General features: G+C 74.3%; 14 protein-coding genes. 10 read left to right on the top strand and 4 right to left on the bottom strand.

All coding sequences use genetic code 11. The features are described 5' to 3' along the window. Nucleotides 1–269: 269 nt before the first annotated feature. The 5 genes from BJP25_RS18290 (at nucleotide 270) to BJP25_RS18270 (ending at nucleotide 6158) form a co-directional block, all read left to right on the top strand. Entirely contained in the window at nucleotides 270–899 is a 630-nt protein-coding gene (locus BJP25_RS18290; protein WP_233158139.1) for a TetR/AcrR family transcriptional regulator, read from the top strand. Nucleotides 900–1270: 371 nt separating this feature from the next. After that, nucleotides 1271–2488, top strand: a complete 1218-nt coding sequence (locus BJP25_RS18285; protein ID WP_075976153.1) for an acetyl-CoA C-acetyltransferase — start codon at nucleotides 1271–1273, stop codon at nucleotides 2486–2488. After that, entirely contained in the window at nucleotides 2485–3276 is a 792-nt protein-coding gene (locus BJP25_RS18280; RefSeq protein WP_075976152.1) for an SDR family oxidoreductase, read from the top strand. Before BJP25_RS18285 ends, BJP25_RS18280 begins: the two co-directional genes overlap by 4 nt. Nucleotides 3277–3361: 85 nt before the next feature. Then, on the top strand, nucleotides 3362–4594 hold the full coding sequence (locus tag BJP25_RS18275; RefSeq protein WP_075976151.1) for an acyl-CoA dehydrogenase family protein: 1233 nt from the start codon (nucleotides 3362–3364) through the stop codon (nucleotides 4592–4594). Nucleotides 4595–4640: 46 nt separating this feature from the next. Further along, complete coding sequence (locus BJP25_RS18270) at nucleotides 4641–6158, top strand: long-chain-fatty-acid--CoA ligase (protein WP_075976150.1); 1518 nt, start codon at nucleotides 4641–4643, stop codon at nucleotides 6156–6158. Between the two features lie 54 nt (nucleotides 6159–6212). On the opposite strand, the gene BJP25_RS18265 is transcribed toward BJP25_RS18270, so the two are convergent. Beyond that, nucleotides 6213–6620, bottom strand: coding sequence for a hypothetical protein (locus BJP25_RS18265; protein WP_075976149.1), 408 nt, complete (start codon nucleotides 6618–6620; stop codon nucleotides 6213–6215). 136 nt (nucleotides 6621–6756) lie between these two features. Here BJP25_RS18265 and BJP25_RS18260 point away from each other — a divergent pair, with 136 nt between their 5' ends. The 4 genes from BJP25_RS18260 (at nucleotide 6757) to BJP25_RS18245 (ending at nucleotide 12693) form a co-directional block, all read left to right on the top strand. After that, a complete protein-coding gene (locus BJP25_RS18260; protein ID WP_075976148.1) occupies nucleotides 6757–9528 on the top strand; it encodes a BTAD domain-containing putative transcriptional regulator in 2772 nt (923 codons plus the stop codon). A 116-nt stretch (nucleotides 9529–9644) separates the two neighbouring features. After that, on the top strand, nucleotides 9645–10961 hold the full coding sequence (locus tag BJP25_RS18255; RefSeq protein WP_198943539.1) for an ABC transporter substrate-binding protein: 1317 nt from the start codon (nucleotides 9645–9647) through the stop codon (nucleotides 10959–10961). Nucleotides 10962–10975: 14 nt separating this feature from the next. Further along, complete coding sequence (locus tag BJP25_RS18250) at nucleotides 10976–11866, top strand: carbohydrate ABC transporter permease (protein ID WP_075976146.1); 891 nt, start codon at nucleotides 10976–10978, stop codon at nucleotides 11864–11866. After that, nucleotides 11863–12693 (top strand): carbohydrate ABC transporter permease, encoded by an 831-nt coding sequence (locus BJP25_RS18245; protein WP_075976145.1) that lies wholly within the window; start codon nucleotides 11863–11865, stop codon nucleotides 12691–12693. Before BJP25_RS18250 ends, BJP25_RS18245 begins: the two co-directional genes overlap by 4 nt. 3 nt (nucleotides 12694–12696) lie before the next feature. On the opposite strand, the gene BJP25_RS18240 is transcribed toward BJP25_RS18245, so the two are convergent. Next, nucleotides 12697–13890, bottom strand: a complete 1194-nt coding sequence (locus BJP25_RS18240; protein ID WP_075976144.1) for an erythromycin esterase family protein — start codon at nucleotides 13888–13890, stop codon at nucleotides 12697–12699. Nucleotides 13891–14000: 110 nt separating this feature from the next. On the opposite strand from BJP25_RS18240, the gene BJP25_RS18235 reads away from it, so the two are divergent. Further along, nucleotides 14001–14768, top strand: a complete 768-nt coding sequence (locus BJP25_RS18235; protein ID WP_084794138.1) for a MerR family transcriptional regulator — start codon at nucleotides 14001–14003, stop codon at nucleotides 14766–14768. Here BJP25_RS18235 and BJP25_RS35050 read toward each other — a convergent pair. Continuing rightward, the gene (locus tag BJP25_RS35050) at nucleotides 14765–14917 is read right to left on the bottom strand and encodes a hypothetical protein (RefSeq protein ID WP_198943538.1); all 153 of its coding nucleotides are present in this window, start codon (nucleotides 14915–14917) and stop codon (nucleotides 14765–14767) included. The two genes, BJP25_RS18235 and BJP25_RS35050, sit on opposite strands and share 4 nt — an antisense overlap. Nucleotides 14918–15095: 178 nt before the next feature. Beyond that, nucleotides 15096–15833, bottom strand: coding sequence for a TetR/AcrR family transcriptional regulator (locus BJP25_RS18230; RefSeq protein WP_075976143.1), 738 nt, complete (start codon nucleotides 15831–15833; stop codon nucleotides 15096–15098). Nucleotides 15834–15842 lie beyond the last annotated feature (9 nt).

The raw sequence follows: 15842 nt of genomic DNA, 5'->3' as shown, positions 1-15842 counted from the left end.
CGCTAGGTGCGCCGCGCGGCGCGGGACTGCCCCCGCGTGCAGTGCGGGGACCAGGCGGCGATGCCCGCAGGGGCAGGGGTTCCGGGGCTTCCTGCTGACCTGCGGACGCATGCGGCACCGCTGGTCTTCTCGCTGCGTTGGACAAGTGGGGGATTGCTTTGTGGGTCCGCTGTCCGGGCTCGGCTGCGGGTGGTGGGCGCCTTCTCGTCCAGTGTGGTGACCCACCAGGGGTGGGTTGGGTGGTGGGGGCGGGACGTAGCATCGGCGGGGTGTCCAGTGAACCGGTGCGGCGGACGGGACGGCCGCCGTCGTCCAGGGGTGGGCAGCGCATTCCCGAGCGGTTGGTGGACGTGGCGCGGGTGCTGTTCGCCGAGAAGGGGTTCGAGGGGACGTCGGTGGCGGACGTGGTCGCGGCGGCCGGGGTGGCGAAGGGGGCGATGTACCACTACTTCCGGTCCAAGGACGACCTGCTGCGGGAGATCTACGCGCGGGTGCTGCGGATGCAGGTGGAGCGGTTGGAGGGGTTCTGCTCGGGGGCCGGGCCGGTGGCCGAGCGGGTGCACGGGGCCGCGGCGGACGTGGTGGTGACGACGATCGAGAACCTGGAGAGCACGACGATCTTCTTCCGGTCGCTGCACCAGTTGGGGGAGGCGTCGCGCGAGCAGGTGCGGCGGGAGCGCAGGCGGTACCACGAGCTGTTCCGGGGGATGGTGCGCGAGGGGCAGGCGGACGGGGTGTTCCGCGGGGACGTGGGGGCGGACCTGGCGGTGGACTTCTTCTTCGGGGCCGTGCACCACCTGCCGACGTGGTGGCGGCCGGAGGGGCGACCCGCGCCGCACGAGGTGGGGCGCACCTTCGCCGACCTCTTCCTCGACGGACTCCGCGCGACCGCACGCTAGGCCAGGGTTGTCACTCTGGTGGGCGGCCCATCGTGGTGGCAGTTGCGAAGCGCGGATGTTGTGTCCGGGTTGCCTCGGCCGGGGCAGGCGGCCGTGGTGGCAGGTCGGGGACCGTGCCGGGCGGGGACGACGGGGCGGGTGGCGGGTCGCGAAGGCCATGTCGTTGTGCCCGGGTCGCCTTGGCCGGAACAGGCGGCCGTGGTGCCGAGTCGGGGACCGTGCCGGGCGGGGACGCGGGGGCGGGTGGCGGGACGCGAAGCCCATCAACACTGTGTCCGCCGTCACATCGGCGGCGCGTTGACGGGTGTCGGGAGCGGGGGCCATGCTCGGTGCCGGACTAAGCGACTGCTTAGTCTGGAAGGGGTTCCCCAATGCCGGACGCTGTCATCGTCGCCTGCGCCCGTTCGCCGATCGGGCGGGCCGCCAAGGGCTCCCTCACCGCGCTGCGGCCCGACGACATGGCCGTGCAGATGGTCCGGGCGGTGCTGGACAAGGTGCCCGAGCTGGACCCGACCGAGATCGAGGACCTGGTGCTCGGCGTCGGCCAGCCCGCGGGCGAGGCGGGGAACAACCTGGGGCGGGCGGTGGCCGTGCTGGCGGGGATGGACCACCTGCCGGGCACCACCGTCAACCGCTACTGCTCGTCGAGCCTGCAGACGACCCGCATGGCCCTGCACGCGATCAAGGCGGGTGAGGGCGACGCGTTCCTCTCCGTGGGGGTCGAGGCGGTCAGCCGCTACCCCAAGGGCAACGCCGACGGCATGCCCGACACGCGCAACCCGCTGTTCGCCGACGCGCAGGCGCGCACCGAGGGGTTCGCCGCGGGCGGGCAGGTCTGGGCGGACCCGCGCGAGGCGGGCGCGCTGCCCGACCTCTACATCGCCATGGGGCAGACCGCCGAGAACGTCGCCCAGCTCAAGGGGGTCAGCCGCGCCGACCAGGACGCCTTCGGCGTGCGCAGCCAGAACCTCGCGGAGGCCGCGATCGACGCCGGGTTCTGGGCCACCGACATCACCCCGCTGACCCTGCCCGACGGCACCGTGGTCAGCGCCGACGACGGCCCCCGGCGGGGCGTCACCCTGGCGGCGGTCGAGGCGCTCAAGCCGGTGTTCCGGCCCGACGGCACGGTCACCGCGGGCAACTGCTGCCCGCTCAACGACGGCGCCGCCGCGCTCGTGGTCATGTCCGACGCCAAGGCCGCCGCGCTCGGGCTCACCCCGCTGGCGCGGGTCGTGTCCACGGCGGTGTCCGGGCTCTCGCCGGAGGTCATGGGCCTGGGCCCGGTCGAGGCGTCGCGGCGGGCGCTGGCGCGGGCGGGCCTGGCGATCTCCGACATCGACCTGGTGGAGATCAACGAGGCGTTCGCCGCGCAGGTCATCGCCTCGGCCAGGGAGCTGGGCATCGAGGAGGACCGGCTCAACGTCAACGGCGGCGCGATCGCCGTGGGCCACCCGTTCGGCATGACCGGCGCCCGCATCACCAGCACGCTGATCAACTCCCTGCGCTGGCACGACAAGCAGTTCGGCCTGGAGACGATGTGCGTCGGCGGCGGGCAGGGCATGGCGATGGTGCTGGAGCGGCTGTCGTGAGCGGGGCCTTCGCGGGCAAGGGCGTCGTCGTCACCGGCGGCGGGCGCGGCATCGGCCGGGCGCTGGCCGTGCGGCTGGCCGCCGAGGGCGCGCGGGTGGTCGTCAACGACCTCGACGCCGACGCCGCCGCGCGGGTGGCCGGGGAGGTCGGCGGGCACGCCGTCCCCGGCGACGCCGCGGGTGAGCGGGGCGTGGCCGAACTGGTCGCCGCGGCCCGCGAGCACCTGGGCGAGGTCGACGTCTTCTGCGCCAACGCGGGCGTCGAGCGCGGCCGCGGCCTGGGCACCCCGGAGGACGACTGGGAGCTGGCGCTGGGGGTCAACGTGCTCGCCCACGTGCGCGCCGCCCGGCTGCTGGTGCCCGGGTGGGTCGAGCGCGGGGAGGGCCGGTTCATCGTCACCGCCTCCGCCGCGGGCCTGCTCACCATGCTGGGCAACCCCGTCTACGCCGTCACCAAGCACGCCGCGGTGGCCTTCGCGGAGTGGCTGTCGGCCACCTACCACCACCGCGGGGTGCGCGTGCACGCCATCTGCCCGCAGGGCGTGCGGACGCGGATGCTGGAGGAGTCCTCCGGCCCGCTCAAGGAGCTGCTGAGCCGCGACAGCGCGCTGGAGCCCGAGGACGTGGCCGAGGCGCTGCTGGGCGCCGTGGCCGACGACCGGTTCCTGGTGCTCCCGCACCCGGAGGTGGCCGACTACTACGGCGCCCGCGCCACCCGGCCCGACCGCTGGCTGGCGGGCATGAACAAGCTCCAGCAGCGCCTCGACCAGGCCGAGGAGCGGGCGTGAGCCCATCGCGCCCGCACGGCGTGCGGGCACCCGCGCCTGGCAGTGTGGAGCGCGACGCCCGCCCGACCCCGAAGGAGCACCGCTGATGGACTTCGCCTACGACGCCCGCACCGAGGAGCTGCGGGCGACGATGCTCGACTTCATGGACAGCCACGTCTACCCGGCGGAGGCCGTCTTCGGGCAGCAGCTCGCGGAGCTGGGCGACAGGTGGGCCTGGGACTCCGCGCCGGTCCTGGCGCAGCTGCGGGAGCGGGCGCGCGAGCTCGGCCTGTGGAACCTGTTCCTGCCCGGTGCCGAGGGCGGCGGCCTGACCAACCTCCAGTACGCCCCGCTCGCGGAGATCTCCGGCCGCAGCGGGCACCTGGCCCCGGCGGCGATGAACTGCGCGGCGCCCGACACCGGCAACATGGAGGTGCTGTCGCTGTTCGGCACCCCGGAGCAGAAGCGGCGCTGGCTCACCCCGCTGCTCAACGCCGAGGTGCGCTCGGCGTTCGCGATGACCGAGCCCGCCGTGGCCTCCTCGGACGCGACCAACATCGCCACCCGCATCGAGCGCGACGGCGACGAGTACGTCGTCAACGGTCGCAAGTGGTGGATCACCGGCGCGATGAACCCCAACTGCGCGGTGTTCATCGTGATGGGCAAGACCGACCCCACCGCCGACCGGCACCGCCAGCAGTCGATGGTCCTCATCGAGCGCGACACCCCGGGCGTCGAGGTGCACCGGCCCATGCACGTGCTCGGCTACGACGACCACGACCACGGCGGGCACGCCGAGCTGTCGTTCACCGACGTGCGGGTGCCGGTGACCAACCTGATCGGCGGCGAGGGCGAGGGCTTCGGCATCGCCCAGGCCCGGCTCGGCCCCGGCCGCATCCACCACTGCATGCGCAGCATCGGCATCGCCGAGCGGGCCATCGAGCTGATGTGCGCGCGCGCCGAGGACCGGGTGGCCTTCGGCAGGCCGATCGCCGAGCAGGGCGTGGTGCGCACCTGGATCGCCGAGGCGCGGGTCAAGCTGGAGCAGCTGCGGCTGCTGGTGCTCAAGACCGCGTGGCTGATGGACACCGTCGGCAACAAGGGCGCGCACACCGAGATCCAGGCCATCAAGATCGCCACCCCGGAGACCGTGCAGTGGATCCTGGACAAGGCCATCCAGGTGCACGGCGCCGGGGGCCTGTCCCAGGACTTCCCGCTGGCGGCGATGTACGCGGGCGTGCGGACGCTGCGCTTCGCCGACGGCCCCGACGAGGTCCACAAGAACGCGCTGGCCAAGAGCGAGCTGCGCCGCCAGGCCGCCGCCCGAGAGGCCCGCTGACCCGGCCCGGCCGCGGGCACCGCACGCGTGAAGGAGAACCACATCGATGTCGTTCAACCTCGCCACGATCCTCCGCGAGTCCGCGGCCGCCCACCCGGACAAACCGCTCGCGCACGCCGGTGACCGCGCGGTCACCTACGCCCAGGTGGACGCGCTGTCCGGGCGGGTGGCCACCGCGCTGCGCGGGCTCGGCCTGCGGCCGGGGGACAAGGTCGCGGTGCACCTGCCCAACGTGCCGCAGTTCCTGCTCGCCTACTTCGGCGCGCTCAAGGCCGGGCTGGTCGTGGTGCCGCTCAACCCGCTGCTGACCGCGACCGAGATCGCCTACCACCTCACCGACAGCGACTCCCGGGCGCTGATCACCTTCGAGCTGTTCACCGCCTCCGCCGTCGACGGCGCGGCCAGGGCGGGCGGGGTGGCGACCTACGTCGTCAGCGCCACCGGCGCCCCGCCGCCCGCGGGCGCGCTGCCCTTCGACGACCTGCTCGCCGCGCAGGACACCGGCCTGTTCCACGCCGGGTCCGCCGAGGACACCGCCGTGCTGCTCTACACCAGCGGCACCACCGGCAAGCCCAAGGGCGCCGAGCTGAGCCACTTCCAGCTCTACATGAACTGCACCCTGGCCGGTTCGATCTTCGGCGCCCGCCCCGACGACGTGTCGGTGGCCGTGCTGCCGCTGTTCCACGTCTTCGGGCTCTCCAGCGTGCTCAACGTGGCGGTGCGCTTCGGCGCCACGCTCGTGCTCGTCCCGCGCTTCGAACCCGCCGCCGTCCTCGACGCGGTCGAGGCGCACCGGTGCACCCTGTTCCTGGGCGTGCCGACGATGTTCGTCGCCCTGCTGCACCACCCGGCCGAGGGCCGCGACCTGACCAGCCTGCGCGCCGCGCTCTCCGGCGGCGCCTCGATGCCCGGCGAGGTGATCCGCGCCTTCGAGGAGAAGTTCCCCGGCGTGGTCGTGCTGGAGGGCTACGGGCTGTCGGAGACCGCCAGCACCACCACGTTCAACACCAGCGCCCAGGACCGCAAGGTCCTGTCCATCGGCAAGCCGATCTGGGGCGTGGACACCAAGGTCGTCGACCCCGACGGCACCGAGCTCCCGCGCGGTGCGGCCCACGTCGGGGAGATCGTCATCCGCGGCCACAACGTCATGAAGGGCTACTACAAGCGCCCCGAGGACACCGCCGCCGCCCTCCGCGACGGCTGGTTCCACTCCGGCGACCTGGGCTACCAGGACGAGGACGGCTACTTCTTCGTCGTCGACCGCCTCAAGGACCTCATCATCCGCGGCGGCTACAACGTCTACCCCCGCGAGGTCGAGGAAGTCCTCTACGAGCACCCCGCCGTCGTCGAGGCCGCCGTCATCGGCAAGCCGGACTCCCGCCTCGGCGAGGAGGTCATCGCCTACGTCACCCTCGAACCGGGCTCCACCACCACCGAGCAGGACCTGGTCGAGCACTGCAAGCAGCACCTCGCCGCCTACAAGTACCCCCGCGGCATCACCTTCGTCGACACCCTCCCCAAGGGCCCCACCGGCAAGATCCTCAAGCGCGACCTCAAGCCCTGAGCCCCGTCGCGCTCGGGGGACGGGCGGGTGCCCGTCCCCCGAGCGGGGTGCGCGCTAGCAGCGGTCGACGCTCGGGATCCAGCCGTCGTACCCGGTGAACAGGTAGTAGTCCGCCATGTAGCCCTCGCCGTAGGGGGTCACGACGTAGTCCCAGACGGCGTTGCCGTAGATGTTCTGGCCGCCCGCCTGGCACACCACGTGCACCACCGTGCCGGTGGGCACCGACGCGACGGGGCCGCAGCTCGTGGTGGGGGTCTGGGTCGGGTGGTAGCAGTCCCGGAGCGTCACCGCCCCGCCGGAGTTGCCGCCCCCCACGCTGGCCTCGTGCCAGCTCTGCGCCCCCGCGGGGGACGCCGAGGCGCCTGTCGCCCCGACGGTCGCCCCCGTGATCGCGAATGCCCCCGCCAGGGCGAGGACCGTGCCGATGTGCTTCATGCCGTCCGCCTTCCGGTTGTCGTCCACCAACCGCTCGTTGGCTTGGTCAACTGTCGACGGGATCGCTGAATCGGCGCTGAACCGGCGCTGAGCTGCCGGGTTGTCCTCGATCTGTCCTGCCGGGGGGCGTGCGCGCCGCCCCTGCCCCACCTACGCTGAGGATGTGTCGTCTTCGGGGGTCGCGGGCTTCACCTTCGACGTGCTCGGCCCGCTCCGGGTCCGCGACGCGGCGGGGCGCGAGGTCGCGGTCGCGGGCACCAACCGGCGGGGCGTCCTGGTCGCGCTGCTGCTGGCCCGTGGCGCGGGCGTCACGGTGGACCGGGTGGTGGACCTGCTGTGGTCCCCGGGCGGTCGTCCCCTGCCCAGGGACCCGCGCAACGTGGTCCAGCAGACCATCCGGGCGCTGCGCCAACTGCTCGGGGACCGGGCGAAGACCCTTGTCCGGTCCGCCCCGCACGGCTACGCGCTCGACGTGCCGGACGAGTCGGTGGACCTGCACCGGTTCCGCGACCTGGTGTCCAGGGCGGGCGGGGCGTCGTCGCGCGACCTCGCCGCCGACCTGCTGCGCTCGGCGCTGGGCTGCTGGCGCGGCGAGCCGTTCGCCGACGTGGACCTGCCCGCGCTCGACGGCGACCGCGCGCGGTTGGCCGAGCAGCGCCTCACCGCCACCGAGGCGCTGCTGGCAGGCGAGCTCGACGCGGGCCGCCCCGCGCCCGCCCTGGTGGACGAGCTGCGGGCGCTCTCCCTGGCCAACCCGCTGCGCGAACCCACGCACCTGCTGCTCGTGCGCTGCCTGGCCGCCGCGGGCGCCCACGCCGAGGCGCTGGCGGCCTGCCAGGTGTACCTGCGCGACCTGGCCGCGGAGATGGGCACCGGCCCGGGTGCGGAGTTCGCCGCGCTGCACGCGCGACTGCTCGACGGCACCCACCCCGGGCGGGCTCCCGCACCCCCGCCCGACGTGCCCCGTCAGCTGCCCGCCGACATCCCGGTGCTCAGCGCCCGCGACGAGCAGTTGCGCGCCCTCGACGCGGTCCTGGGGGAACGCCCGGACCCCGTCGTGGTGATCTCCGGCCCAGGGGGGATCGGCAAGACCGCCCTCGCGTTGCACTGGGCGCACCGCAGCGCGGCGCGCTTCCCGGACGGGCAGTTGCACGTCGACCTCGGCGGTTTCGGGCCGGGCGAACCGGTGACCGCCGACGCGGCTGTCCGGGGATTCCTCACCGCGCTGGGGGTGGACCCCGCGCACGCGGGCACCGATCCCCGGGACCGCGCCGCCCTGCTGCGCAGCGCGCTGGCCGACCGCGCGGTGCTCGTCGTGCTCGACAACGCCCACGACGCGGCCCAGGTCGTCGACCTGCTACCCGGTGGTGGGCGGTGCGCGACCGTGATCACCAGCAGGCGCAGGCTCACCGGCCTGGTGAGCACCCGGTGGGCCCACCACGTCGACCTGGCGCCGCTGGACCGGGCGGGGTCGCTGGCGCTCCTCACCGCCAGGTTGGGCGCCGCCGTCGGCGCTGACCCCGGTACCGCCGACCTCGTCGAGGCCTGCCGGGGGTTCCCGCTCGCCCTGGCGGTGGCGGCGGGGAGGCTGCGCACCCGGTCGCACCTCGGCGTCGCGGACCTGGTCGGGCACATCCGGCGCGCGGGCTTGGACGCGCTCTCCGACGCCGATCCGGCCGCCAGCGTGCCCGCCGTGCTGTCCTGGTCCACCCGCCACCTCGACCCGGAGCAGCGCCGCCTCTACCGGTTGCTCGGCGCCTGCCCCGGCCCGGACACCGGTGTCGACAACGCCGCGGCGCTGGTGGGCGTGGACGCCGACCAGGTGGCGCGCCTGCTCGACGACTTGGAGGCGGTGTCGCTGGTGCACGCCCCCGTGCCGGGCCGGTACCGGATGCACGACCTGGTCCGCGCGCACGCCGAGGCGCAGGCGCGCGCCCACCCCGAGGAGGTGGGCGCCGCGCAGCGACGGGTCATCGCCCACCTGGGCCGCGCCGCCACCGCCCACGACCGCGCCCTCGACCCGGGCAGGCACCCGCCGGGAGTGGGCGGGGACGAGGGGTCGAGGAACCGCGCGCTGGCGTGGTTCGACGCCGAGCACGCCTGCCTCCTCGCCGCCCAGGGCACCGCCGCCGGGCTGGGGGACCACCGCGGCGCCTGGGACCTCGCGTGGGCGCTGCACACCTACCACCACCGGCGCGGCCACGACACCGACCACGTCACCTCCCTCGCGCTCGGGTGCGCGGCGGCGGAACGGCTGGGTGACCCGACGGCCCACGCGCTCGCGCACCGGCTGCTCGGTGCCGCGCACGCCCGCCGCGGCGACCGGCGCGTGGCGCTGACCCACCTGCGCACGGCCCTGCGCGAAGCGGCGGGGGACGACCTCGGCACCGCCCAGGCCCACCACACCCTCGCGTGGGCGCTCGGCGAGTTCGACGACCACCTCGGCGCCGTCGAGCACGCGGCGCAGGCGCTCGGCGGGTATCGCGCGCTCGGCCTCGGGCGCGCCGAGATCCAGGTGCTCAACGCCATCGGCCTCTACCACTCCCGGCTGGACCACCACGACACGGCCGCGCGGCTGTGCGGTGAGGCGCTCAGCCGCGCCCGGCGGGCGCGCGACCGCGACCTGGAGGCGGCGGCGCTCGACAGCCTCGGTGAGATCGCGCTCCGCGGCGGCGACCCCGACGCCACCCGCCACCTGGAGCGCGCGGCGGCGCTGCTGGACAGCCTCGGCAGCACCTACGCCCGCACCCACACCCTGATCCGGCTGGGCGAGGCCCACAGCGGCGCCGGGCGCGCCGACCGCGCGGCGGCGGCGTGGTCCGAGGCCGAGCGGCTGTGCCGGGAACAGGGCAGGCACGACGTCGTGCGGGACCTGCGCGTCAGGGTCGAGCGGGCGCTGTCCACTTCGGGCGGCCGCCCCGCGCCCGAGCCCTGAGCGCTCGGCGGCCAGCCGAACCGGGGGTGAGGCTGCAAGATTGAGCCCATGGCAGAGCCTGCGGGGGAGACGGCGGTCGGCGGCCGGGCGTGCGGCGGGGCGTCGGTGGCGGTGTGGTGAGCGCTGGGCCGAACCGGTTGGGGCGCAGGGCGTTCCTGGCCGCAGCGGGTGCGGTGGTCGCGGTGGTGGGGGGTTCCGCGTGCGGGTTCGTGCCGCGGCGGTCGGCGGCGGGCGACCCGGGGGCGTTGTCGTTCACCACGTGGGGGACGGAGGCCGAACTCGGCGCCTTCCGCGAGCTGGCCGCCGCGTTCACGCGGGAGAACCCGGGGACGCGGGTGCTCATCAACACCGCGCCGTACGAGAACTTCTTCACCAACATCGACGCGCAGTTGCAGGCCGGGCAGGCGCCGGACGTGTTCCGGGTGGACTACGACACGTTCGGGGTGTACGCGGGGGGACAGCAGCTGCTCGACCTCGGCCCGCACCTGCCCGCCGGGTTCGGGGACCGGTTCACCCCCGCGATGTGGCGGGCGGTGCGGCGCGGGGACCGGACCTTCGGGGTGCCGCACCACACCGACACCTCCGTGCTGCTCTACAACGCCGAGGCGCTGCGCTCGGCCGGGATCACCGACATCCCCACCACCCTCGACGAGGCGTGGACGTGGGAGCGGTTCGAGCAGGTCGCGGTGGCGCTGCGGCGGGCGCTGCCGCCGGACCGGTACCCGTTCGCGGTCAACTGGCAGCTGACCGGGGTGACGCGGTGGCTGTCGTGGCTGTTCGAGGCCGACGGCCGGGTGCTGGCGCCGGACCTGCGCGCGCCCGCGGTGGACTCGGCGGCCGGGCGGGCGGCGCTGGAGTTCACCCAGGGGTTCTTCCGGCGCGGGTTCGTGCCGCCGAACTCCTCGGTCAAGTCGACCACCTACGCCAGCGACACCTGGTACGGGCAGACGACGGCGATGACCTTCGGCGGCGCGTTCCTGCTGCCCGACGCCGACGCCACGCTGGACTTCGAGTGGGGGGCCACGTTCGCCCCGCGCGGGGTGCGCGGCGGCGGGGACCTCGGCGGCAACGCCCTGGTCGCGACGGCGGGCACGGCCAAGCCCGAGTTGGCGGCGGCGTTCCTGGAGCTGGTCACCCGCGAGGACCCGATGCGCTCGTTCTGCGTGGCGTCCTCGGCCCTGCCCACCCGCCGCGACCTGGTCTCCGGCGGCCTGCGGTTCACCGCCCGGCCCGACCTGACGCCGGTGTTCCTCGGGCAGGCCACGACCGTGCTGCCGCAGGACGCCGAGCAGGTGGCCTCGCCCGCGATGGACGCCATCAACGCGGTGCTCAGCGACGAACTGGAGGAGGCGTTCGTGGGCGACCGCGACACCGGTGCGACCCTGGCGGCGCTGTCCGAGGGCATCGCCGCGGCCACGGCGCGCACCCCGTGAGCGCGGGGGCGGGCGTGGCCCGTGCGCGTCGGGCGGGCGGCGGGCAGGAGGCGCGCGCGGCGTGGGCGTTCCTCTCGCCGTACCTGCTGGTGCTGGTGCTGTTCGCGCTGCTGCCGCTGGTGTGGGCGGTCACGATCAGCTTCCAGCGCGACACCGGCTTCGGCGACGCGTCCTGGACGGGTCTGGACAACTACACCCGCCTGCTGGGCGACCCGCACTTCTGGCGCGCCACGGCGAACACCGCGCTGTTCACCGCCGTGGTGACGCCCGTGTCGATGGCGCTGGGCCTGGGCGCGGCGGTGCTGCTGAACTCGCTGCTGCCCGCGCGCGGGTTCTTCCGCTCCGTCGTCGTGCTGCCGATGGCGGTGTCCGGGGTGGCCACCGCGCTCACCGGGGCGTTGGTGTTCAACGAGAACAACGGCGTGCTCAACGGGCTGCTCGGCGCCCTGGGCCTGCCCGCGGTGCAGTGGCAGTCCGGGGGCACCGCCGCGTTCGCCTCGGTGGTGCTGGTGACGCTGTGGTGGCGGGTGGGGTTCAACGCGCTGATCTACCTGGCGGGCCTGCAGAACGTCGACCCGACCCTGCACGAGGCGTGCCGGTTGGACGGCGCGAACGGCTGGCAGCGCTTCCGCGCCGTCACGGTGCCCGCGCTGGCGCCCTCGTCGTTCTTCCTGGTGGTGATGAACGTGATCTACTCCTTCCAGGTGTTCGACATCGTCTTCGTGCTCACCGGCGGCGGCCCGCGCGACGCCACGTCGGTGCTGGTCACCTACGCCTACGACACCGCGTTCACCACCCGCGACCACGGCTACTCCGCCGCGATCGGCGTGGTGCTCCTGCTGCTCACCCTCGCCTTCACCGTGCTGCGCTGGCGCGCGGCGAGGTCCGCGGAGGTGACCGGATGAGCGCCGCGGTGCGCGAGCGGGTGGGGCTGGTCGTGCGGCTGCTGCTGGCGCTGGTGCTCGCCGCCGTGCTGCTGTTCCCGCTGTACTGGATGGTCGTGGTCGCGTTCACCAGCCGCGCCGAGCTGCTCGGCGGCGGGCTGCGGCTGTGGCCGGGCGCGCCCACCACCGACAACTTCACCACGCTGTTCGACAGCTACCCCGTGCTGACGTGGTTCGGCAACTCGGTGGCGATCGCGCTGGTGTCGTCGCTGCTCATCGTCGCCACGAGCACGATGGCGGGCTACGCCCTGGCACAGCTGAGGTTCCGCGGGTCCGGGGCGGTGTTCCTGGTGGCGCTGTCGACGCTGATGGTGCCCGTGCAGGTCATCATGGTCGCGCAGTTCAAGCTCGTGATCTCCCTGGGCCTCTACGGCACGTACTGGGCGGTCATCCTGCCCGCGGTGGCCTCGGCGTTCGGCGTGTTCCTGGCCCGCCAGTCCATCCTGGACATCCCGCGCGAGCTGGTGGAGGCGGCGCGGATCGACGGCGCCGGGCACGCCAGGGTGTTCTTCGGCATCGTGCTCCCGCTGTCGCGGCCGCTGCTGGCGGTGCTGTTCTTCATGTCCCTGCTCCAGAGCTGGAACGACTTCGCCTGGCCGCTGATCGCGCTGAAGGAGAACCGCCTGTTCACCGCCCCGGTGGGCCTGCTCTACCTGCAGGGCCAGTACGGCTCGGACTACGGCGGCACCATGGCGTTCGCGCTGCTGTCCGTGTTGCCGATGGTGCTGCTGTTCCTGGTGTTCCAGCGGTACTTCGTGCAGGGGGTGAGCCGCACCGGGGTGAAGTGACCGTCACCAGTACTGGTGGCGCGTGCCGTCGGTGTCCGCGACGAAGATGACGGCGTCGGCGGCGGCGAGGTCGTCCGGCGTGAGCGGGATGTGGCCGGGCAGGATCGGCTTCCCCGCCGCACCGCTGGGCAGCGCACCGCCCTGGAACAGGCTGCGGGTGCGGGTCTGCGCGGCCATCTCACCTTGCAGGGTGCCCGGTTCGCTGTTCGGGTTGGAGTCGGTCACGACGACGGCGTAGCGGCTGCCGAGGGTGAGGGCGACGAGAGCGCCCGCGCTCGCCCAGCTGACGTCCTGCCCACCCACGGGGATGCGGGAGAGTGCCCGGTTCAGGTGCGCGTTGTGGGCGAACACCAGGGTGGGGCCGCGCTGCTGCTCTTGCTCGACGATGGACAGCAGGTTGTCGGCCATCATCTCCGCGCGCAGGCTGAGCAGGGTGCCGATGCGGTCGGGGGTGTCGCGGGCCATGGCGGCGTGGTAGCGCAGCAGGCCCCGGGCCGTGCGGGCGTGGGCGACGGCGAGGTCGAAGCCCGTGGGGTCGGCCTGGCGCAGCGCGGGGGACGCGCGGCGCAGGGCGCTCACCACGTCGTCGGCGGCGACGTGCAGGGACCTGACCCGCTCGGAGCCGCCGATCGAGGCGGTCGGGTCGTACATCGCCGCGGGGTTCGTCCACGGCTCGTCTTCGCCCAGCAGCGCGTCGAGGTCGCACGTGGACGGTGGGCGCAGCGCCTCGGGGAGGTGCTCGACGGCGCGGGTAAGGGCTGTGCGCGGGCTCGGCGCGCCCGAGCTCTCCAGCGGGGCGTCGAAGCCGTGGAAGCGCACGCGGTCCTCGGGGGCACGGCCCGCGTTGTGCTCGCGCAGCCAGTCGAGGAGTTCGCGGTTGCCCGGCACGTTGCCGAACCCGTGGCTGAAGCCCTGGGCCAGCACGGTGTCGACGTCCAGGGTGTCGACGTCGTAGTTACCGCCCGCGGTGTAGTCGTCGACGAGGGCGGCGGCGAAGGCGTCCGTCTCCAGGGCGATCGAGCGGAAGCCGCGGTCGACGAGATGGGCCAGGACGTCGTTGCGCAGCCGGGGGAACGCCTCGATGCCGTGGGTCGGCTCCCCGAGGGCGAGCAGTGCGGGCCGGGTGACCAACAGGTCGTCCAGGGCGCGCCCCAGGCTCGCCGGGTCGTCGAGGGGGACGGGGTGGGTGGTGGACATGGTGGACCCTTCCGTTCGGAACGGTCCTTGACAGTATCGTTGAACACTCGGGTGAAACTTCGTCGTCGTTGCCGTGGTGTTGAGTGCCGAAAGCTTCAAAGGGGGTTCACGTGCGGCCGGTCGACCTCGCGCGGGAGCACGGCCTGTCCGCCCAGGCCGTGCGCAACTACGAGGACGCGGGCGCGCTGCCGCCCGCCGAGCGCACCGGCTCCGGGTACCGGCACTACACGCCCCTGCACGCCCAGGCTCTCCGCGCGTTCCTCGCGCTGCGCCCCGGCCACGGCCACCAGCAGGCGGTGGAGATCCTGCGCGCGACCCACCGGGGTGACCTCGACGCCGCCTACCGGCTCATCGACTCGGCCCACGCCGCCCTCACCGCCGAGCGCCGCACCCGCTCGGAGGTGGCAGCCGCCCTGGACGACCTGTCGGGCACGCCCGCCGCCACCGCTTCTCCGCCGTTGTCGGTGGGCGAACTCGCGCGGCGGCTCGGCCTGCACCCGGCGACCTTGCGCACGTGGGAGGCGGCGGGCATCCTGCGCCCCGAGCGCGACCGCGCCACCGGTCACCGGGTCTACGGGCCGGAGTCCGTGCGCGATGCCGAAGTGGCCCGGCAGCTCCGCCGCGGCCACCACCCGCTGCCCCAGGTGGCCCGTTTCGTGGAATCCTTGCGGGCCGCCGGTGGCGCGGGGGACTTGGCCGCCTTCCTCGACGCGTGGCAGGCCCGCCTCCTGGCCCGAGGCCGCGCGCTGCTTACCGGCGCGGCCCGGCTCGACGACTACCTCGCCCTGCTGGAGCGGTCCGGGCAGGCGTCGGGCGGGGGCGCGGTCCCAGCCCGCACCCCCGCCCGACGCCGTCCGCCCGAGAACCCGGCCCGCTAGAAGATCAGGACCGCCAGGAGGACCAGGGCGAGGACCACCGCGATGATGGTCGGGATCAGGGCAGGGGACTTCCGGTAGTGGCTCCGCACGCTGGTGGTCCGGAACCAACTCCCCGGCAGCCTGCGCCGGTGCTGCTGCACGCGAGGCATTGCGCGCCGCCTTCCTCCGTGGGACACGAGTGCCCTCCACCTACCCCCGGCGCCGGACGATCACACGGCGCGCGGCGAGGAGCGGCCGCTCTGCCGCCGCCCCGCTGGGCCGACCGGCGCAACGCGTTGCGCCCCAACGCCCAGCGGCGGTCCGCCTGTCCCGGGTGGACAAGCGTCGTCACCCCTGCGCCGAGCCGACCAGGCCGTCGACCATGAGGCGCACGGTGAAGGCGAAGCGGTCCTCGGGGGTGCCCGTGGTCAGCTCGTCGGCGTGCCGCTTGGTGTGCGGGTAGGTCTCCGGGAGCGCGGCGAAGCGGCGCAGGACCTCGTCGCGGCTGACCACCCAGGTGTCGTCGTCGCGGGCGGGGCGGCGGCGGGCGAGGGAGACCTCCAGGGTGTGGGCGTTGACGTAGAGCACCAGGGCGTCGATCGCCCACGCCGCGGTCTGCGGGGGCACGCCGCCCGCCAGCAGGATGCCCAGCAGGCCCTCGGCCAGGCGGAGGGTGTCGAGGTTGGTGGGGGCGGCGGCGAAGGCGGCCTGGGAGATGCCCGGGTAGCGCAGGTACTGCTCGCGCAGCTGGGTGCACACGTCGACCAGCTGGTCGCGCCAGGTGGCGGGGTCGGGCTCGGGCAGGGCGACCCGCGCGCACAGCCTGCCGATCAGCAGCTCGTCCAGGTCCTCCTTGTTCACCACGTGCGCGTAGAGCGAGGACGGGCCGGTCTCCAGGGTGGTGGCGAGCCTGCGCATGGTGAGCGCGTCGTAGCCCTCGGCGGCCACGATCGCGAACGCGGTGTCGACGATCAGGTCCACCGTGATCGGCTTCTTGCGCGCGCCCGCGGGGCCGCGCCGGGTGGCGACCGGGCCCGTGGCGAGCTGGTGGCGTGCGGCCCGGCGCTGCTGCGGGGTCGGTGACATGGGCGCAGT

Origin of the sequence: Actinokineospora bangkokensis, from assembly GCF_001940455.1 — a bacterium.
GTDB classification, from domain to species: Bacteria; Actinomycetota; Actinomycetes; order Mycobacteriales; family Pseudonocardiaceae; genus Actinokineospora; species Actinokineospora bangkokensis.
This window is presented reverse-complemented; position numbering and strand designations above follow the sequence as displayed.

What these genes read in the sequence shown, in the direction of transcription:
- BJP25_RS18285 (WP_075976153.1), top strand. Translation starts at nt 1,271, where the DNA reads ATGCCGGACGCTGTCATCGTCGCCTGCGCCCGTTCGCCGATCGGGCGG.
- BJP25_RS18275 (WP_075976151.1), top strand. Translation starts at nt 3,362, where the DNA reads ATGGACTTCGCCTACGACGCCCGCACCGAGGAGCTGCGGGCGACGATG.
- BJP25_RS18270 (WP_075976150.1), top strand. Translation starts at nt 4,641, where the DNA reads ATGTCGTTCAACCTCGCCACGATCCTCCGCGAGTCCGCGGCCGCCCAC.
- BJP25_RS18245 (WP_075976145.1), top strand. Translation starts at nt 11,863, where the DNA reads ATGAGCGCCGCGGTGCGCGAGCGGGTGGGGCTGGTCGTGCGGCTGCTG.
- BJP25_RS18240 (WP_075976144.1), bottom strand. Translation starts at nt 13,890, where the DNA reads ATGTCCACCACCCACCCCGTCCCCCTCGACGACCCGGCGAGCCTGGGG.
- BJP25_RS35050 (WP_198943538.1), bottom strand. Translation starts at nt 14,917, where the DNA reads ATGCCTCGCGTGCAGCAGCACCGGCGCAGGCTGCCGGGGAGTTGGTTC.
- BJP25_RS18230 (WP_075976143.1), bottom strand. Translation starts at nt 15,833, where the DNA reads ATGTCACCGACCCCGCAGCAGCGCCGGGCCGCACGCCACCAGCTCGCC.